Raw genomic sequence first — 18,513 nt, forward strand, 5'->3', positions numbered from 1 at the left:
CTGTTCCGAGAACAGTCCCTTTTGATGTTTAATTCATTGCTCCATATTCTTTTGCAAGGATGTCAAATGGTTTTTTAACAGAGGTAACTAGTATTTTTGTACCCAATGGAATCAAAGGATATAAAGAAGAAATTACTTCGTTCTGTGCCCGAATACAGCCTTGTGATACGTATTTTCCAATTGAAGCTGGTTGATTGGTTCCATGAATTCCAAAAATCCTTCCATCCGTTTCCTCCGCGTCAAAGCCAATCCATCTCGAACCAAGAGGGTTGTTTGGGTCGCCGCCAGGAATATCCTTCTTGCGATAATATGGGTCTTTTGCCTTTACGGTAATCGTAAAAAGCCCCTCAGGAGTTAAGTCTTTGGTTTTCCCTGTCCCAACACTCACTACGGTTTGGACCTTATTATCGTCAATCAAAGCCAATTCATTCGTTGTTTTATTTACAATTACAAAAGTGTCACCTGGAAGAGGATTTGCCCCTAATGGCCAAAGAGGGGAAATAAAAAAAGCAAACAAGATTGGCGTTAGCATTTTAATCATAAAATCCACCTGCCATTTTTACATTAGTTTGCTTCGATCTTCCTCCGCTTATTCCATTTTGATAATTTAAAGGAACTTTTAATAATTAGATATTCATTCATCTCTTTCACTAATTGCAGCAGTGCAGCACGGACTTCAAATTCCTCCCTCGTTTTTGGGAGTTCCATATCTACAAAATCCTTTTTCATTTCTTTTAATTTTCCAAGATAAATATTCGCTGTGTTTCCTGGGCGAATATTTTCAGATAATTCCTCAAGAAAATCGGCAATCATTTTTCCTTGAGGAAGTGTCACTGTAAGTGAAGTCACAATCGGTAATACCCTCTCGATAATTTCAAATTGCTTTTCTCTCATTTTAAAATAATGAAAAAAGTCATTTTCTTCTCTTAAAAAATTATTTTCTACATCTCGATAAGCGAAAGACCTTGCTTCTTCAAGTAAATTTGCCGTTTCGGTAATTTCTCTTCCAGTCCAGTTACTTTCGCCCGTTCGAAGAAAAGTAACCATTTCAGAGAAAATAACTTTAAAATTTCCCTCGATTCTCAATTGATAGTGTTTTAATTTATCATCTGCACTAGGCATATATAAATTAATCAGAAGCGCAACGCCAATTCCGATAATAATAACCCCTAGTTCATTAAGAAAAAGAGCTGGCGATAATTTGTTTGCCATATAAATATGTAAGATAATGACACTGCTCGTAACGATTCCATCGTTCGCTTTAAACAATACAACAGTTGGGATAAAAAATAATAGCATAACCCCGATGACAATTGGATGATAGCCGAAGACTTCAAAAAATAAACTTGAAAATGGCATAGCCAAAGAGCAGGCTAAAAATCGATCCCAAGACGCTCTTAAAGACTTTCTTTTCGTTACTTTGATACACAAAATTGTAAGTATCCCTGCCGATGCAAAGTTTTCTAATCCAAATTGTTGAGCAATTAAGATGGAAATGGCGGTTCCAAGCGCAGTTTTTATCGTTCGATACCCAATTTTAAATTTCATACTATTCTCCTCAAAAAAAAGGCTGTATTTGTAAGATTGTTGTTAAAATCTTAAAGCCGATTTTAACGTGGAAATAGCTATTTTCCCGCTTTAGAATTAGTTGGGATGCTCTTTTCTTATTGGATTATTCTGTTTTCAGCGGAAACTTAACATAATCATTAAATTTTGTTCCATGTAACAAAGTTTAAGAAAAGAGCCATAAAAAAAAGATGATCATGACTGATCATCTTTAGCTTATCCTGATTAGAGGACTTTTTGCAAGAAATCTTGTGCCCGCTGACTTTTTGGATTCGTGAAAAATTCTTGTGGATTAGCGTCCTCTACAAGAACACCGCCATCAAGAAAAAGAACGCGGTCTGCTACTTCTCGTGCAAAGCCCATTTCATGTGTCACAATCGCCATCGTCATTCCAGTGTCGGCTAATGACTTCATTACTTCTAATACTTCCTTTACCATCTCTGGGTCAAGTGCTGAGGTTGGTTCATCAAACAGCATAACCTTTGGTTCCATTGCCAGTGCCCTTGCAATGGCAACCCGCTGCTTTTGCCCGCCAGATAATCTTGTTGGATACTCATTTGCTTTTTCTGCTAATCCAACTCTTTCTAACAAGTCCAAAGCAATCTTTTCCGCTTCAGCCTTTGACAATCCTTTTACCTTTATAGGTGCATAGGTAAGATTTTGTAAAACGGTTTTATGCGGAAATAGATTAAAGTGCTGAAAAACCATCCCGACGTTCTGCCTTACCTTCATAATATTCGTTTTTTTATCGGTAACATCCTGGCCCGCCACTAGAATTCGACCGCTGCTCGGGTTTTCAAGAAGGTTCATACAGCGTAAAAAGGTAGACTTCCCGGAACCAGACGGACCAATAATTGCAACCACTTCTCCTGCTTCGATTGTTGTGGAAATCCCTTTTAATACTTCAAGCTTACCAAAATTTTTGTGTAAATTTTCTACCTTAATCACTGCGTTTCATTCTCCTTTCAACCGCTTTTCCTAGGAAGGTTAAGGTTATGACCATTACGTAATAAATCATCCCGGCAATTAAGAGCGGTTCAAAAAACGAGTAATTTTCAGCTCCAACTTGGTAGGAACGACGCATAATATCCATTACCCCAATGGTTGTGACAATTGCAGATTCTTTCGTTAATGTAATAAATTCATTCATTAATGCGGGCAGGATATTTTTAAGCGCTTGTGGAAGGATAATGTCCCACATCATTTTTGTGTAAGGCACACCAAGAGCCATTGCGGCTTCCTGCTGACCTTTATCAATTGCCTGAATTCCTGCCCTGATAATTTCTGATATGTAAGCAGCAGAATTAAGTGCAAAGGATAAAATAGCAGCTGCGTAAGGTTCAATTTGATATCCAAGCAACTGGGGTGAACCATAATAAATTAACATCAGCTGTAACACTAATGGAGTACCGCGAAAAATCGAGGTATATGCATCCGCAAACCAACCGAGAAATTTGAATTTGCTAATTTTAAACAAGGAAAGGATTATTCCTAAAATAAAACCTATTATACCTGCTAGAATAACAATTCTAAGTGTAACGAGTATTCCCTCTAATATGTAGGGCATTGAAGGAATAAATTGTGTGAAATCTAAGTTCATTCAACTGCCGTCCTCTCTAATTTAATAAAATGAGTAAGACGTCCAGAAGACTTCTGAACGTCTTAGTAGTAGAATTAGTTTTCCCCACCAAACCACTTAACAATCAATTCTTGTAGTTCGCCGTTTTCTTTCATTTTTTGAAGCTCTGTGTTAAATTTCTCAGTTAACTCGCTATCCTTTGGAAATGCAATCGCAGATCCTGCTTCTTCAGGGTCATCGCTCATTGTGAAGTTCGTTAAATCCGCTTCTTTCTCAAGATATCCCTTCGCTACTGTGTCTTCAATAATGATAGCGTCAAAACGGCCGGCTTTCAATTCTTGAATAAGCTCTGGGATACGGTTACGATTTTCTACTTTTATTGCTACAGTTTTATTAATTTCTTCTGCTTTACCTTCTTGAATAGAACCTAACTGAACACCAACTGTTTTACCTTCTAAATCTTCTATAGTTGCAATATTGCTGTCTTTTTTAGAGATAATCATGTGCTGCGCTGTATAGTAGATATCACTGAAATCTACGTTTTTCTTTCTTTTTTCCGTTGGAGTCATTCCTGCTAATACGAAGTCAGCTTGTCCAGATTTAAGTGACTGAATTAGACCGCCAAAATCCATATCTTTTATTTCAATCTCATAGCCAAGTTTTCCAGCAAGTGCCTTAGCTAAATCAACATCAAAACCAATAATTTCATCACTCTTATCCGATTCAATATATTCAAACGGCGCATAATCAGCTGAGGTTGCCATAACGAGTGTCTTTTTATCTCCTGCGTTATCACTTTCACTTTTACCACAGCCTGCAAGTACTGATGCAAGTACTAAAGTAGTTATGAATAATATAATTGCTTTTTTCATTTTTGTTTTCCTCCTATAATTTTCTGAATATTAATTAAGTTTTTATAAAGTTGTTTACTAACTTTATAGAATTAAATTTTAATATTTATGCAACGTAATGAATTTTAACACAGGTTAAAATCATTATGCAAGTATATTTATAAAAATTATTACTTTTTCAATATAAAAAAAAGCCAATCTCCAAAAAGGAGATTAGCTCTTTAGACAACGCACAATTTTTTAAAGTTCTTCGCAGTTTTCTTCGAATTCTTTTTGTAGTCTTGCTACGACTGCAGCTGGATCGTGGCCTTCAATTTGGTGTCTTTCAACCATTGATACAATCTTTCCATCTTTTAGCAAAGCAAAAGACGGAGAGGATGGCGGATAACCGGTAAAATAGCTGCGAGCCTTTTCTGTTGCTTCTTTATCCTGTCCAGCAAAAACGGTAACCAGTTGGTCAGGACGCTTATCATAATGAAGGGCATGAGAGGCTGCTGGACGTGCAATACCACCCGCACAACCACATACAGAGTTTATCATTACTAAAGTTGTACCTTTTTGTCCTAACGCTTCTTCTACATCCTCAGGTGTTCTTAGTTCTTTATAACCAGCAGCTGTGATTTCTTTACGCGCTTGTGTCACAACGTCATTCATGAAAAAATTGAAATCCATGCTCATTCTATCACTCCTAATTTATGTCGATATAACTACATGATAACAATAAAATTGTATTTATTTCAATAAATCATTACTCTTTATTAGAGACGAACGTGTTAAAAAGGATTTCTACTGCAGTGGCAGCTGTTTTTTTTCCTGCCATTACTTCATTTTCCAATTGTGGCAGTTTAAGCTTTACCTCTGGATGGTGGAAAAAGCTGTAATGGAGCTGATCCGTAATTAACGAATAAATCCAATCGCGCTGTTGTCCTTTTCGTCTATCAGCAAACACTCCAGAGGATTTTCCTTTACACTCAAAATCCTTAATAACTTCCCAAACTTCTCTAATCCCTTCCCCTGTTAAAGACGAGCAGGTATAGGCCTTGGAGGACCACCCTTTCGTTGCCGGCTGTAAAAAGTGAAGGATACGGCTATACTCTTTTCTCGTCTGTTCTGCTTTTATTTTATTATCCCCATCAGCTTTATGGACAAGGACTGCATCTGCTAACTCCATAATCCCCTTTTTCATCCCCTGTAATTCATCACCCGCACCAGTTAGAACGAGCAGCATGAAAAAGTCGACCATATCCCTGATAATAACTTCACTTTGTCCCACTCCGACCGTTTCGATTAAAATTACATCAAAACCCGCTGCTTCACAAATTAACATTGCTTCCCTTGTTTTCCGGTGTACACCGCCAAGCTTTCCTGCTGTTGGCGAAGGACGGATAAAGGCCCTAGGATTCCGCGATAATTGCTCCATCCGGGTTTTATCACCTAGGATACTTCCACCCGAGAGACTAGAGCTCGGATCAATTGCCAGTACCGCGACCTGCAGACCGAAGTTACAAAGGTACGTGCCAAACGCTTCAATAAAAGTACTTTTCCCGGCACCAGGAACACCCGTTATCCCGATCCGGATTGCATTACCGCTATGTGACAGTAGCTTTTGCAGAAGCTCCTGTGCCTTAACGAAATGTTGTTCTGCGTTACTTTCCACTAGAGTAATAGCTCGGGCAAGCTGCCCTCTGTTTCCTGATAATACTCCAGCAACTAATTCTTCAACGGCCGGCTCCTTAGAGGACCGCTTTTTAAAAATGATATTTTTTTCAGTAGAAGCGGGCTGCCCTTTAAGCTCTTGTCCCTTTCTAATAACGCTCGAGAATTTTTCCGGCTCGTTCGGGTCGCTCCATTCCGGTTTCATATTCTCCGTCATCTACCTCTCCACTTCCTCATAGCCAAGCTGTTTATAAATTTCCTTAACAACCTTTTGAGCAGCAACTGGGATAATCGTCCCTGGGCCAAAGATGGCACAAGCACCATTGTCATATAAAAATTGATAATCCTGTGCTGGGATAACGCCGCCGATAACAATTAATATATCTTCTCGGCCAAGCTTTTTTAACTCAGATGCAAGCTGTGGCAATAACGTTTTGTGACCTGCAGCCAGCGAACTCATTCCAATGACATGCACATCATTTTCTACCGCCTGTATCGCGGTTTCTTCAGGTGTTTGGAATAATGGACCAATATCGACGTCAAACCCGAGGTCTGCAAACGCTGTGGCAATAACCTTTGCACCACGATCATGCCCGTCCTGCCCCATTTTGGCAATTAGAATTCGCGGTCTTCTTCCCTCGTTCTCAAGAAAATCATCGGTCATCTTTTTCACTTCAGAAATTTCCTCTTCATTTGAAAAAGCCGTACTGTACACTCCGCTAATAGAACGAATAACTGCTTTATGTCTATTGGCAACCTTCTCAATTGCATCCGAAATTTCACCTAGAGTGGCCCTAACCCTTGCCGCTTGAACGGCCAGTTCCAACAGGTTGCTATCCCCTGTTTCTGCTCCCTTTGTTAAGGCTGCTAAAGCTTCGCTTACCCTTTCCTCATCACGGCTAGCTTTTAAGCTGGATAATTTTTCAATTTGCTTTAAACGAACGGCTGTATTATCGATATCCAAAATATCAATGGCTTCCTCTTTCTCTAGACGATATTTGTTTACACCAATGATTGTTTCTTTTCCGGAGTCGATTTGCGCTTGCCTTCTTGCGGATGCCTCTTCGATTCTCATTTTAGGAAGACCCGTTTCAATCGCTTTTGCCATTCCTCCAAGCTTTTCGATTTCTTCTATGTGAGTCCATGCTCTTTCTACCAATTCATGTGTTAGCTTTTCTACATAAAAAGATCCAGCCCAAGGATCGATTACGTTGGTGATTCCTGTTTCTTCTTGTAAAAATAATTGCGTATTTCGGGCAATACGAGCGGAGAAGTCAGTTGGAAGGGCAATCGCTTCATCCAAAGCATTGGTGTGCAGTGACTGTGTATGCCCCATAGCCGCAGCATGTGCCTCAAGCATAGTCCGAATGACATTATTAAATGGATCTTGTTCCGTTAAACTCCATCCCGAAGTTTGAGAATGGGTTCTAAGTGCCATTGATTTCTCGTTTTTCGGCTTAAATGATTTCATCATTTTTGCCCAGATTAAGCGGGCAGCACGCATTTTAGCAACTTCCATAAAATAATTCATCCCGACTGCCCAAAAAAAGGACAATCGCGGTGCGAATTTATCAATATCAATTCCAGCTTTAAGTCCTGTCTTTACATACTCTAATCCGTCTGCAAGTGTATATGCCAATTCCAAATCAGCCGGAGCCCCTGCTTCCTGCATATGATAGCCAGAAATACTGATACTATTAAACTTTGGCATATATTTGGAAGTATACTCAAAGATATCGGCAATGATTTTCATTGACATCTCAGGTGGATAGATATAAGTGTTACGTACCATGTACTCTTTTAAAATATCATTTTGAATCGTTCCGGCCAGTTTTTCCTGGGTAACTCCTTGTTCTTCTGCCGTAACGATAAAAAAGGCTAGGATCGGTAAAACTGCGCCGTTCATCGTCATAGAAACGGACATCTGGTCTAGTGGAATTCCATCAAAAAGTGTTTTCATGTCCAAAACAGAATCAATTGCAACCCCGGCTTTACCGACGTCACCCACAACGCGGGGATGGTCAGAATCATACCCTCTATGTGTGGCCAAATCAAAGGCTACTGATAACCCTTTTTGCCCCATCGCTAGATTACGACGATAGAATGCATTACTCTCCTCAGCTGTCGAAAATCCTGCATATTGTCTTACAGTCCATGGACGATTTACATACATAGTTGGATAGGGACCTCGGGTATAAGGAGCAATGCCGGGCAGGTCTTCTAAATGCTCTATTCCTACACGGTCCTCCGATGTATAAAGTGGTTTGAGTTTAATTTGTTCATTGGTTTCATATAATAAATCATCAATGGAGGTGTTTAGTTGTTTTTCGACTTGTTCCTGCCATTTCTCTTTTGTAATGAAGTCCTGGTCATTGAACAATGGTATAGATTGAAAATCAGGCTTTTGTGTACTCATCAAGTGCCGCCTCCATTTCTATTAAAATTGCAGAGAGCGTTTCGTAACAGTTGCTTTTTAGATGAATAAATTGTTTAATTCCCTCATTCAGCCATTTAGGCTGCTGCTCTTTTTCTGGTGAACCAGCTAGAAAAAAGATTGTGTCTGAAAATTCCTGATTTAAGCCAGTAAGAACTTCATGTCCTAACACTTCGTATTGGTCATTGCTGCTGCATAGGCAGTAGTACTTTGTATTCTGATTTAAAATAAATTGTTTTGCCTTTTCCAAAGAAGTAATTGACTCACTTTCGACTGCTTTCAAACCTCCAGCAGCTAGGAATCCTTTCATGAAATCCATTCGAGGTTTGTATTGTTTAAGCTCACCAAGACAAATCAATCCAACCTCAGGTTTAGAACCAATAATCCCTTCAATTCGTTCGCTAATGTTTCGAAGTTCCTCGAAAGGCTCGGATAATCTCCTATTTGGAATCGACTTTATCTCAATTTTTGAAAAAGCATTTTCGAAATAGCCCCCCGTGATTTTTTCTTTCACAGGAGCAGCTGCCTCTATGAGATTGGCATATACATTTGTCGCGACAATACTTCGTTTTCTCGAAAAAACATCCTGTTTCCGTTTTGTATGAACATTTTCTATTTCGCCCTGTAACCAGCCAGATTTTAATACTTCCAGCATGCCGCCGTTTGCTTCAATTTGCTGAAAATATTGCCATGCTTTTTCTGCAAGCTCTGTTGTCAATGCTTCTATATACCAGGAGCCGCCCGCAGGATCTACCACATTTTTTAAATGGGCTTCTTCTCTTAAAATATTTTGTGTGTTTAGTGCAATTCGTTCAGATAGGCTGGAACTGCCCGAAATATCATCAAAAGTTGTTACGTGTAAATATTGCACTCCCCCGACAACGGCCGCAAATGCCTCATTACCGGCTCGAAGAATATTAACATGAGGGTCATATAACGTTTTGGTAAAAGAGGAAGTTTCTGCTGCAATCTGCATTCCTCTGTCTTCGACTTCTGCTCCGTATACTTTGGTAATTTTATCCCAAAGAATCCGGGCAGCTCTCAATTTTGCCAGTTCCATAAAGAAATTGCTGCCGATTGAGAATTGAAAAATCATTTTCGATAAGGCTTCCTTAAGCTTCATACCACTATCAAGTAACTGTTGAAGATAGAAAGCACCGGTTGCAGCTGCAATTCCAAGCTCCTGAACCGCATTTGCTCCCCCATTTTGATAAGTAGTGGTATCGATCAACACTGTCCGTACATTTGGGAGTTTCTCGTTAGCAAGTATTATTTCTTCAATCCAACCATGAAGATACTCTTCTACAAGTAATCCTTCCTCTGCAAACATAGAAATAGGATCACTGCCAATATATCCAGTAATTTTATCCTTACCTTCTTGCAGTTCTGCTAACTCCGCTAGTATAGCTGAAGATAAGCCTCTGCTATTAATTGCAAAGGGAATTGTTGCGGAAAAATCCCCCAGTACATCATTTAAGGTACCGTTTGTTTCAAAAAGGTTCTTTGATACTTCAAAGGATAAAGCAGTCTGTCCTTTTTCAACAGCTTGATGGAGCTTGGCTTTTAACTCTCCTGCTGTTTTGTACGATATTCGCTGTGCGGACCTCCAGCCATTGGTAACATAACCTAATGGATATACCCCTCTGCGAAAATCAGAGCTTCCAGGGTAATTAGGTACATTTATTTCATCCAGTTGGGAATAAAGCGGTTTCAAATCAATGTTCTCATATGTACTACTAGTAAGTGATTCAATACTTTTGCCTTTTAAGGTTTCTTCTGCTTTCCTTTTCCAATCATCTAGTTTCTTTAAAGGAAAAGATTGATCTCGCAAATTATCTAAACTCATATGCTTCCCCCTAACGTTTAAGTACATAATATTCTTTAAATTCTATTTTAGAGTACGAAGCCCATACAAGCAACGAAAAAAACCGCCGCCAATCAGGCAGCGGTTTTTATTTAATAAATGGATGTGGTGGATTTAGATGTATTTTCAAGGATTTCTTTTACTCGTTGCAGGAATCGTCCGCAGATGAGTCCGTCTAATACTCTGTGGTCGAGTGACATACAAAGGTTTACCATATCACGAATGGCGATCATGTTGTTGTTCATGACAACTGGGCGCTTGATGATGGATTCAACCTGGAGAATAGCAGCTTGCGGATAGTTAATGATTCCTTGTGATTGTACCGAGCCAAACGATCCAGTATTGTTCACTGTAAAGGTTCCACCCTGCATATCTTCAGCACGAAGTTTACCACTTCTTACTTTTACAGCAAGCTCCGAGATTTCACGGGCAATCCCTTTAATGGTTTTCTCATCCGCCTGCTTAATAACGGGAACAAACAATGCATCATCTGTTGCAACAGCAATTGAAATATTGATATCTTTCTTCTGGATTATTTTATCTCCAGCCCACATGGAATTAATCTGCGGGAATTCCTTTAGGGCAAGCGCAACAGCTTTTACAAAAAATGCAAAGAATGTTAAATTAAAACCTTCTTTTTTCTTAAATTCATCCTTTAAAGAATTCCGGTATTCCACAAGGTTTGTTGCATCGACTTCGATCATCGTCCAGGCATGCGGTGCCTCATGCTTACTGCGAAGCATATTGGCCGCAATAGCTTTACGAATTCCTGTAACAGGAATTTCAATATCTCCAACTTCAACAGGGATATTTACATCAGCTGCGGCTTGTTTATTAACAGGGGCTGCAGATTGAGTGGAAGCTGCTGGTACTGTTTCTTGGACAGCTGTTAGTCGTACCTCAGGCTGTTTTGGTACTTCTTTACGTGAATGCTCAATCGGGATATTCCCGGATTCAATCAATTTCAATAAATCTTTTCTTGTGATGCGGCCGCCAGCCCCAGTGCCTGCCACCTGTGTTAAATCAATCCCATGTTCTTGAGAAATCTTTAATACAGCAGGGGAATACCGGGCTTTGTTTCCTTGCTCTGCTGGCGTAATTGCCACTGTTTCAGCTGCTTCAGTCTTTGTTTCACTAACTGCCGCTGCTTCTGCATTCCCGCCTTCAACTTCAATCGTACATATGATTTCTCCGACTGCAAGTGTATCACCATCTTCAGCAATTAATTCTTTAATCGTACCTGCAAAGGAAGATGGAATTTCTGCATTTACCTTATCTGTCATTACTTCAGCTAATGGATCGTACTTGTTTACTTTATCTCCGACAGAAACTAGCCACTTTGAGATGGTTCCTTCGGTTACGCTTTCCCCCAACTGAGGCATCTTAATTTGTTCAATTACCAAAATCCCAACCTCCTACTGTCTAGCTGCGGCGCCTAGACCCTTGAAGGAAAAAGACAACCACTTTTTCCTCGGTCATCTGCCAATCCATCAAGAAGGTTAAAGAGCAACCTTCATGCCGGCTCGTCTTATGCTTGTCGGGTCTGCCCAAGGCACCTTCGCTTTTCGTTTTAATACTCTGCTAGCTCACGCATTGCTTTTTCGACTTTCTCAGGGTTTACCATGAAGAATTTTTCCATTGTCGGAGCATATGGCATGGCTGGTACATCTGGTCCAGCTAAGCGCATAATTGGAGCGTCTAATTCGAATAAACAATTTTCAGCTATAATCGCTGATACTTCACTGATAATGCTTCCTTCTTTATTAGCCTCTGTAACGAGTAAGACTTTCCCCGTCTTTTTAACCGCTTCGATAATGGCGTCTTTATCTAATGGATAAACTGTTCGCAAATCAAGAATATGTGCTGAGATACCATCCTTAGCTAATTTTTCTGCTGCCTGAAGGGCAAAATGAACACATAGTCCATAGGTGATAACTGTAATGTCATCTCCTTCACGCTTCACATCTGCTTTTCCAATTGGCAATGTATAATCATCAGTGGGTACTTCTCCTTTGATTAAACGGTACGCCCGCTTATGTTCAAAGAATAATACTGGGTCGTTATCTCGAATAGCTGCTTTTAAAAGCCCTTTTACATCATAAGGGGTAGATGGCATTACAATTTTCAAACCGGGTGTATTTGCAAATATTGCCTCAACAGATTGAGAATGATAAAGTGCGCCGTGCACACCACCGCCATATGGTGCACGAATAACCATCGGACAGCTCCAATCGTTATTGGAGCGATAACGAATTTTGGCGGCTTCTGAAATAATTTGGTTCACAGCAGGCATAATAAAATCAGCAAACTGCATTTCAGCAATTGGTCTCATTCCATACATCGCTGCACCAATTCCTACACCGGCAATCGCAGATTCAGCCAGCGGTGTATCAATCACACGCTCCTCACCAAATTGTTCATATAAACCTTGCGTTGCCTTAAAAACTCCGCCCTTTACCCCAACATCTTCACCAAGAACAAAAACCTTTGAGTCTCTTTCCATCTCTTCACGGATGGCCATTGTGACCGCGTCAATATAAGATATTACTGGCATATTTTATCCCCCCTACTTATCACCATAAACATATTTCAGCGCGTGTTCAGGTGCTGCATACGGTGCATTTTCAGCATATTCAGTGGCTTCATTCACTTGCTTCATCACACGGTCGTTGATTTCTTTTTCTAACTCATCGCTCATTACACCAGTTTCTTTTAAATAGGCACCGAATGTAATAATTGGATCCTTTGTTTTTGCTTTAGCCACTTCATCCGGAGCACGATACGAACGGTCATCATCATCAGATGAATGTGGTGTCAGTCTGTAAGAGATTGTTTCTATTAATGAAGGTCCTTCTCCTCGACGTCCACGGTCAGCAGCTTCTTTTACTACTTGATATACTTCTAATGGATCATTCCCATCAACCGTAAATCCCGGCATACCATATCCAATTGCACGATCTGAGACTTTTTCGCATCCCAATTGTTTTTCAATTGGAACCGAGATCGCATACTTATTATTCTCACACATGAAAATAACCGGTAATTTATGAACTCCCGCAAAGTTAGCTCCTTCATGGAAATCCCCTTGGTTAGAGGAACCTTCACCAAAGGTTACAAAGGTGACAAGGTCTTTTCTTTCCATTTTTCCTGCTAACGCAACACCAACAGCATGTGGAACCTGAGTTGTCACTGGGGATGACCCAGTAACAATGCGATTTCTTTTTTGCCCAAAGTGTCCTGGCATTTGGCGTCCACCTGAGTTTGGATCCTCAGCCTTTGCAAATCCTGATAACATTAATTCCTTTGGCGTCATGCCGAAAGTCAACACCACTCCCATATCACGGTAATAAGGAAGGACATAATCCTTATCCTTATCGAGTGCAAATGCAGCCCCTACTTGTGCGGCCTCCTGCCCTTGACACGAAATAACAAATGGTATTTTACCCGCACGATTCAATAACCACATCCGTTCATCAATCCGGCGGGCTAAAAGCATAGTTTCATACATTTCCAAAACCTTTTCATCACTTAACCCTAATGCATGATGACGATTTTCAGCCATTTTTATACCTCCCGTTTGTTCATAGAAAAGCGGAAGCGCCTTCGGAACAAGCACTGCTTGTTCCTGCGAGGATTACTCTTAGGAGCTTTCCTTAGCGGTCAGGGGCGACCGGCATAAGACAAGCACTGACAGAAGGCTTTTGCCTTCCGAAGTGATTGGTCTATGACCCGAGCCCCTAGGCGCTGAAGCTAGACATATACAAATATTCTTATGAATGGATTGCCCTGCCATCTACTGCAAGTGCAGCTTCTCCAATCGCTTCAGAAAGTGTTGGATGAGGATGAATCGTATGAGCAATTTCCCACGGAGTAGCATCCAATACCATTGCCAAACCTGCTTCTGTGATCATGTCAGTGACATGCGGACCAATCATATGCACACCTAGAATATCATTGGTTTCTTCGTCAGCAACAATTTTGACAAAACCATCGGATTCTCCAAATACAAGTGCTTTGCCGATTGCCCGGAATGAAAACTTCCCCACTTTTACTTTATGACCCTTTTCACTTGCCTGTTCTTCAGTAATCCCAACACTTGAAACCTCTGGATTGCTATAAATACATCTAGAAACCAGATTGTAATCTAGAACAGATGGATCTTTTCCTGCAATATGCTCCACTGCAATAATGCCTTCATGAGAAGCAACGTGTGCAAGCTGTAAGCCGCCGTTCACATCACCAATAGCATAAATATGAGATTCTTTTGTTTGGTAAAATTCATTAGCTGCGATAAATCCCTTTTCAACCTGGATTTCTGTGTTCTCCAAGCCAATACCCTCGACATTTGCTTGACGTCCTACAGATACAAGAATCTTCTCTGCCTTAAATTCTTTCAATCCTGTTTTTACTTCTGCAGAAATCGTAACACCTTCACCTTTTACTAAGGTTTCAGGCAGCACCTTTGCACCGGTTACAAGCTTTATCCCCTTTTTCTTCATGAGACGCTGCATTTCCTTAGATATTTCCTTGTCCTCAGTTGGAATAATCCGATCTGCATACTCAATGACGGTAACTTCAACACCGAAATCAGAAAGCATAGATGCCCACTCTATCCCGATGACACCACCGCCAACGATAATGATTGAAGCAGGTAATGATTCAAGCTCCAATGCCTCATCAGAGGTAACGACAAACTCGCCATCAATTTCAAGTCCGGGAAGGGTTCTTGGTCTTGAACCTGTCGCAATGACAACATTTTTAGGAATAAGCATTTCATTTTCTTCACCATTATTCATTTCAACTGAAATCGTCCCTGGCATTGGTGAGAAAATCGACGGACCTAAAATCCTGCCCAGCCCCTCATATACATCAATTTTCCCTTGCTTCATGAGATGCTGTACACCTTTATGCAGAGAATCAATTATCTTATTTTTTCTTTCTTGTACTTTGCCAAAGTTATAGGATACTTCGCTTGTCGTAACACCAAAATCTTCACTGCGCTTAGTTGTTGCATAAACTTCTGCACTTCTGAGAAGTGCCTTACTAGGAATACACCCTTTATGAAGGCATGTTCCACCAAGTTTTCCTTTTTCTACGATTGCTGTTTTTAAACCAAGCTGAGAGGCACGAATGGCAGCCACATAACCACCGGTACCACCGCCAAGAATGACTAAATCATATTCTTGTGACACAGTATTCCCTCCCCAAAATGTTAGATTTTTGCTGTTTTGAACGTACCCGGATATTCTTTAACCATTTCGTCTCCACGCAAGACCCTTAGTGCCCCTTCAGCTAATGCTTGAAGTTCATTCTCACCCGGATGGACAATGGTGTCTGCTATCCAATTAATTCTATCAGTGATGGATTTCACAAAACTCTTTCCGTAGGCAAGACCGCCTGTCAACACGATCGCATCTACCTTTCCTGATAAAACTGTACTGGCGGCTCCAATTTCCTTTGCAACCTGATAGGCCATTGCTTCAAAAACAAGGGCTGCCTGTTCATCACCAGCTTTAATTCTCCTTTCAACTTCCACAGCATCGTTGGTTCCTAAATAGCCGACAAGTCCACCTTGACCAACAAGCTTTTTCATGACTTCATCCCGGTAATATTGACCTGAATAGCAAAGTGCCACTAAATCCCCAACAGGAACCGTTCCTGCACGTTCCGGGCTAAAAGGACCATCACCATGGAGGCCATTGTTTACATCAATGACTCTGCCTTCTTTATGTACCCCAACAGTAATTCCGCCGCCCATATGTGTAACAATAAGGTTTAACTCGGTATATTTTTTACCAAGTTCTTTTGCAACTCTTCGAGCTACTGCTTTTTGATTTAAAGCATGGAAAATACTCACTCTTTCAATTAAGGAAAAACCGGAGATTCTTGCAATCGGTTCAAGTTCATCAACAACAACAGGATCAACAATAAAGGATGGGATATTTAATCCTGAAGCAATTTCATAAGCAATAATTCCACCCAGATTTGAAGCGTGCTGCCCGGCAAAACCAGTCCGAAGATCATCGAGCATGGTTTCATTGACTGCATAGGTTCCACCTTCAATAGGCCGAAGCAGTCCTCCCCGGCCACAAACAGCACTCAGCTTGGAAAGATTGATTCCTTCAAGATCCAGTATTTCCAAAATGGTACTCTTTCTAAATTCATATTGATCAATAATATTGGTAAATGAATTAATAACTTCTGAATCATGCCGGATTGTTTTTTCTAAAATGGAAATTTCATTATCGAAGACTCCAATCTTAGTGGAAGTAGAACCTGGGTTGATGGCGAGAATTCGATATTTATTTTCAGGCAAGGTTTTTTACCTCCATTTTTACATTTCGTATATATTAAAGGGAAAGACGCTGAATTTCCCATTCAGCGCTCACCCCTTACTACTTTTATCATCTATTTTCCTAGCGGCGGCTTAAAATATGGTGGCCATTCTGCAGGAATTGGCTGCGGGAATTGCGCATTTTCTCAATTCTCTCTTCAGCCATTCGGTCTGCTGCAACATACGTTGGGATACCATCACGTTTTGAGATAGCAATTACCTTTTCGATACTTGCATAAATTTGATCTACCTTTTTCATTGCACGGTCGTGGTTGTAACCATAAAGTTCATCTGCAACATTGATTACCCCGCCAGCGTTAATTACGTAATCAGGAGCATAAACAATCCCCATTTCATGGATAATATCACCATGACGGGTATCTTTTAACTGATTGTTTGCGGAGCCTGCAATCACTTTTGCCTTAAGTTGTGGAATTGTATCATCATTAATCGTCGCGCCAAGAGCACATGGAGCATAGATGTCACATTCAACGCCATAAATTTCATTTGGATCCACTGCACGAGCCCCGAAATCATCTACTGCACGCTGAACTGCTTCTTTATTAATATCTGTAACAATTAATTGCGCTCCTTCTTCGTGCAAGTACTTACAAAGCGTATACGCAACATTCCCTACCCCTTGAATCGCAACCACTTTACCTTCTAAAGAATCCGTACCAAAAGCTTCTTTTGCAGCTGCCTTCATTCCCACATACACACCATAAGCTGTAACAGGTGAAGGATTACCAGAGGAGCCGAATGCTGGTGAAATGCCTGTAACATAATCCGTTTCTTCATGAATGATGTCCATATCTGCAACTGTAGTTCCAACATCCTCAGCAGTAATGTATCTGCCATTTAATCCTTGGATATAACGGCCGAATGCACGGAACATTTCTTCACTCTTATCTTTACGAGGGTCACCAATGATAACTGTTTTCCCACCGCCAAGGTTCAAACCTGCTGCAGCGTTTTTATAAGTCATTCCTTTTGCTAAACGTAAGGCATCGATGATGGCTGCTTCCTCAGATTCATATGTCCACATACGGGTACCGCCTAATGCAGGACCCAATGTTGTGTCATGAATGGCAATAATCGCTTTTAGTCCAGATTGTTTATCTTGGCAAAATACAACTTGCTCGTAATCATATTGTTCTAAGTACTTAAAAATTTCCATTGAAAAAATCCTCCTTTAATTATGAAAGCAAAAATATGTGATCTATTCGGCTGCAGAGCAGATGGCAAGTGCAAGTGAGTATAGCTTGCTTTCAGCAGAATCCGCTCTAGAAGTTAAGACGATAGGAGCTCTCGCACCAGTAATAATAGCTCCTACTTTTGCTTTTGCAAAATAAATTAATGACTTATATAAGACGTTTCCCACCTCGATAGTAGGAACTACTAAAATATCAGCTCTTCCAGCAACTTCACTTTGAATTCCTTTATGTTCAGCAGCTAAAACAGAAACAGCATTATCTAATGCTAATGGTCCATCTATAATACATCCAGAGATTTGCCCCCGCTTATTCATTACCGTTAATGCAGCAGCGTCAACAGTCGCCTGCATTGACAGATTCACAACTTCAACAGCAGCTAATGGTGCTACCTTGGGATATTCTATTCCAATTGCCTTTGCCAGTGCCGTGGCATTTCGAATGATTTGAGCCTTTTCCTCTAAATCCGGAGATATGTTCATACCAGCATCAGTTACGATCGTAAACCGCTCAAAACCTGGGATAGCAAAGACCGCTGCGTGTGAAAGAATATTTCCTGTCCGTAGACCATATTCCTTATTTAAAACTGCTTTTAACAGGACATTCGTGGGGATATTCCCTTTCATTAACACGGTGGCTTCTTTATTGGATACAGCCCTTACTGCTTGTTCTGCAGCCAGCGCATTTGAATCAGCATGAACCACGGTAAGGTTTTTGTCGCTTGTAATTGGATATTGAATGTTTTGATTCAATATCGTATTAATTTTTTCTTTATTACCAAATAAAATAAAATTGGCGATATTACGATTTATTGCTTCAATAACAGCTTCAATGACTTCTTCATCTTCTGCCACTGCCACTGCTACAGTGTTACCTTCAAGTTGGGTTGCTTTGTCTATCAGCGATTCAAGCAACAAGTTTTCATCAACCCTTTCTCTCTTCTGCTGCAAATTCCATCGTTTTAATATGCAATATCCGTGCCAAGTTCACATTCGCTGTAAGCGCTTCAAAAGTAATA

The 18,513-nt window shown here is 40.4% G+C and carries 16 protein-coding genes; all 16 read right to left on the reverse strand.

What is annotated here, in order from left to right:
• Nucleotides 1–28: 28 nt before the first annotated feature.
• Entirely contained in the window at nt 29–541 is a 513-nt protein-coding gene (locus V7108_RS12280; RefSeq protein ID WP_335568409.1) for a L,D-transpeptidase, read from the reverse strand.
• 23 nt (nt 542–564) lie between these two features.
• The gene (locus V7108_RS12285; RefSeq protein WP_335568410.1) at nt 565–1,548 is read right to left on the reverse strand and encodes an aromatic acid exporter family protein; all 984 of its coding nucleotides are present in this window, start codon (nt 1,546–1,548) and stop codon (nt 565–567) included.
• 243 nt (nt 1,549–1,791) lie between these two features.
• Nucleotides 1,792–2,514 (reverse strand): amino acid ABC transporter ATP-binding protein, encoded by a 723-nt coding sequence (locus V7108_RS12290; protein WP_335568411.1) that lies wholly within the window; start codon nt 2,512–2,514, stop codon nt 1,792–1,794.
• Nucleotides 2,507–3,166: an amino acid ABC transporter permease gene (locus V7108_RS12295; protein WP_335568412.1), complete on the reverse strand. Its 660-nt coding sequence runs from the start codon at nt 3,164–3,166 to the stop codon at nt 2,507–2,509. Before V7108_RS12295 ends, V7108_RS12290 begins: the two co-directional genes overlap by 8 nt.
• A gap of 74 nt (nt 3,167–3,240) precedes the next feature.
• A complete protein-coding gene (locus V7108_RS12300; RefSeq protein ID WP_335568413.1) occupies nt 3,241–4,017 on the reverse strand; it encodes a transporter substrate-binding domain-containing protein in 777 nt (258 codons plus the stop codon).
• 219 nt (nt 4,018–4,236) lie between these two features.
• Nucleotides 4,237–4,674 carry a BrxA/BrxB family bacilliredoxin gene (locus tag V7108_RS12305; RefSeq protein ID WP_335509891.1) on the reverse strand — a complete coding sequence of 146 codons (438 nt, stop codon included), beginning with the start codon at nt 4,672–4,674 and terminating at the stop codon, nt 4,237–4,239.
• A 70-nt stretch (nt 4,675–4,744) separates the two neighbouring features.
• Entirely contained in the window at nt 4,745–5,869 is a 1,125-nt protein-coding gene (meaB, locus tag V7108_RS12310; protein ID WP_335568414.1) for a methylmalonyl Co-A mutase-associated GTPase MeaB, read from the reverse strand.
• Nucleotides 5,870–8,068 (reverse strand): methylmalonyl-CoA mutase, encoded by a 2,199-nt coding sequence (gene scpA / locus V7108_RS12315; protein WP_335568415.1) that lies wholly within the window; start codon nt 8,066–8,068, stop codon nt 5,870–5,872.
• Nucleotides 8,049–9,932 (reverse strand): methylmalonyl-CoA mutase subunit beta, encoded by a 1,884-nt coding sequence (locus V7108_RS12320; protein WP_335568416.1) that lies wholly within the window; start codon nt 9,930–9,932, stop codon nt 8,049–8,051. The genes scpA and V7108_RS12320 overlap by 20 nt, the downstream gene beginning before the upstream one ends.
• A gap of 110 nt (nt 9,933–10,042) precedes the next feature.
• On the reverse strand, nt 10,043–11,353 hold the full coding sequence (locus tag V7108_RS12325; RefSeq protein ID WP_335568417.1) for a dihydrolipoamide acetyltransferase family protein: 1,311 nt from the start codon (nt 11,351–11,353) through the stop codon (nt 10,043–10,045).
• Nucleotides 11,354–11,520: 167 nt separating this feature from the next.
• Entirely contained in the window at nt 11,521–12,504 is a 984-nt protein-coding gene (locus V7108_RS12330; RefSeq protein WP_335511231.1) for an alpha-ketoacid dehydrogenase subunit beta, read from the reverse strand.
• 12 nt (nt 12,505–12,516) lie between these two features.
• Entirely contained in the window at nt 12,517–13,512 is a 996-nt protein-coding gene (locus V7108_RS12335) for a thiamine pyrophosphate-dependent dehydrogenase E1 component subunit alpha (protein ID WP_335568418.1), read from the reverse strand.
• Nucleotides 13,513–13,720: 208 nt separating this feature from the next.
• Nucleotides 13,721–15,142 (reverse strand): dihydrolipoyl dehydrogenase, encoded by a 1,422-nt coding sequence (lpdA, locus tag V7108_RS12340; protein ID WP_335568419.1) that lies wholly within the window; start codon nt 15,140–15,142, stop codon nt 13,721–13,723.
• A 20-nt stretch (nt 15,143–15,162) separates the two neighbouring features.
• Nucleotides 15,163–16,266 carry a butyrate kinase gene (gene buk / locus V7108_RS12345; protein ID WP_335568420.1) on the reverse strand — a complete coding sequence of 368 codons (1,104 nt, stop codon included), beginning with the start codon at nt 16,264–16,266 and terminating at the stop codon, nt 15,163–15,165.
• A gap of 100 nt (nt 16,267–16,366) precedes the next feature.
• On the reverse strand, nt 16,367–17,461 hold the full coding sequence (gene bcd, locus V7108_RS12350; RefSeq protein WP_335511239.1) for a branched-chain amino acid dehydrogenase: 1,095 nt from the start codon (nt 17,459–17,461) through the stop codon (nt 16,367–16,369).
• A 42-nt stretch (nt 17,462–17,503) separates the two neighbouring features.
• Nucleotides 17,504–18,412 carry a phosphate butyryltransferase gene (gene yqiS, locus V7108_RS12355; protein WP_335568421.1) on the reverse strand — a complete coding sequence of 303 codons (909 nt, stop codon included), beginning with the start codon at nt 18,410–18,412 and terminating at the stop codon, nt 17,504–17,506.
• Nucleotides 18,413–18,513: the final 101 nt, after the last annotated feature.

This window comes from Neobacillus vireti (assembly GCF_036962345.1).
Classification (GTDB): domain Bacteria; phylum Bacillota; class Bacilli; order Bacillales; family Cytobacillaceae; genus Neobacillus; species Neobacillus vireti_A.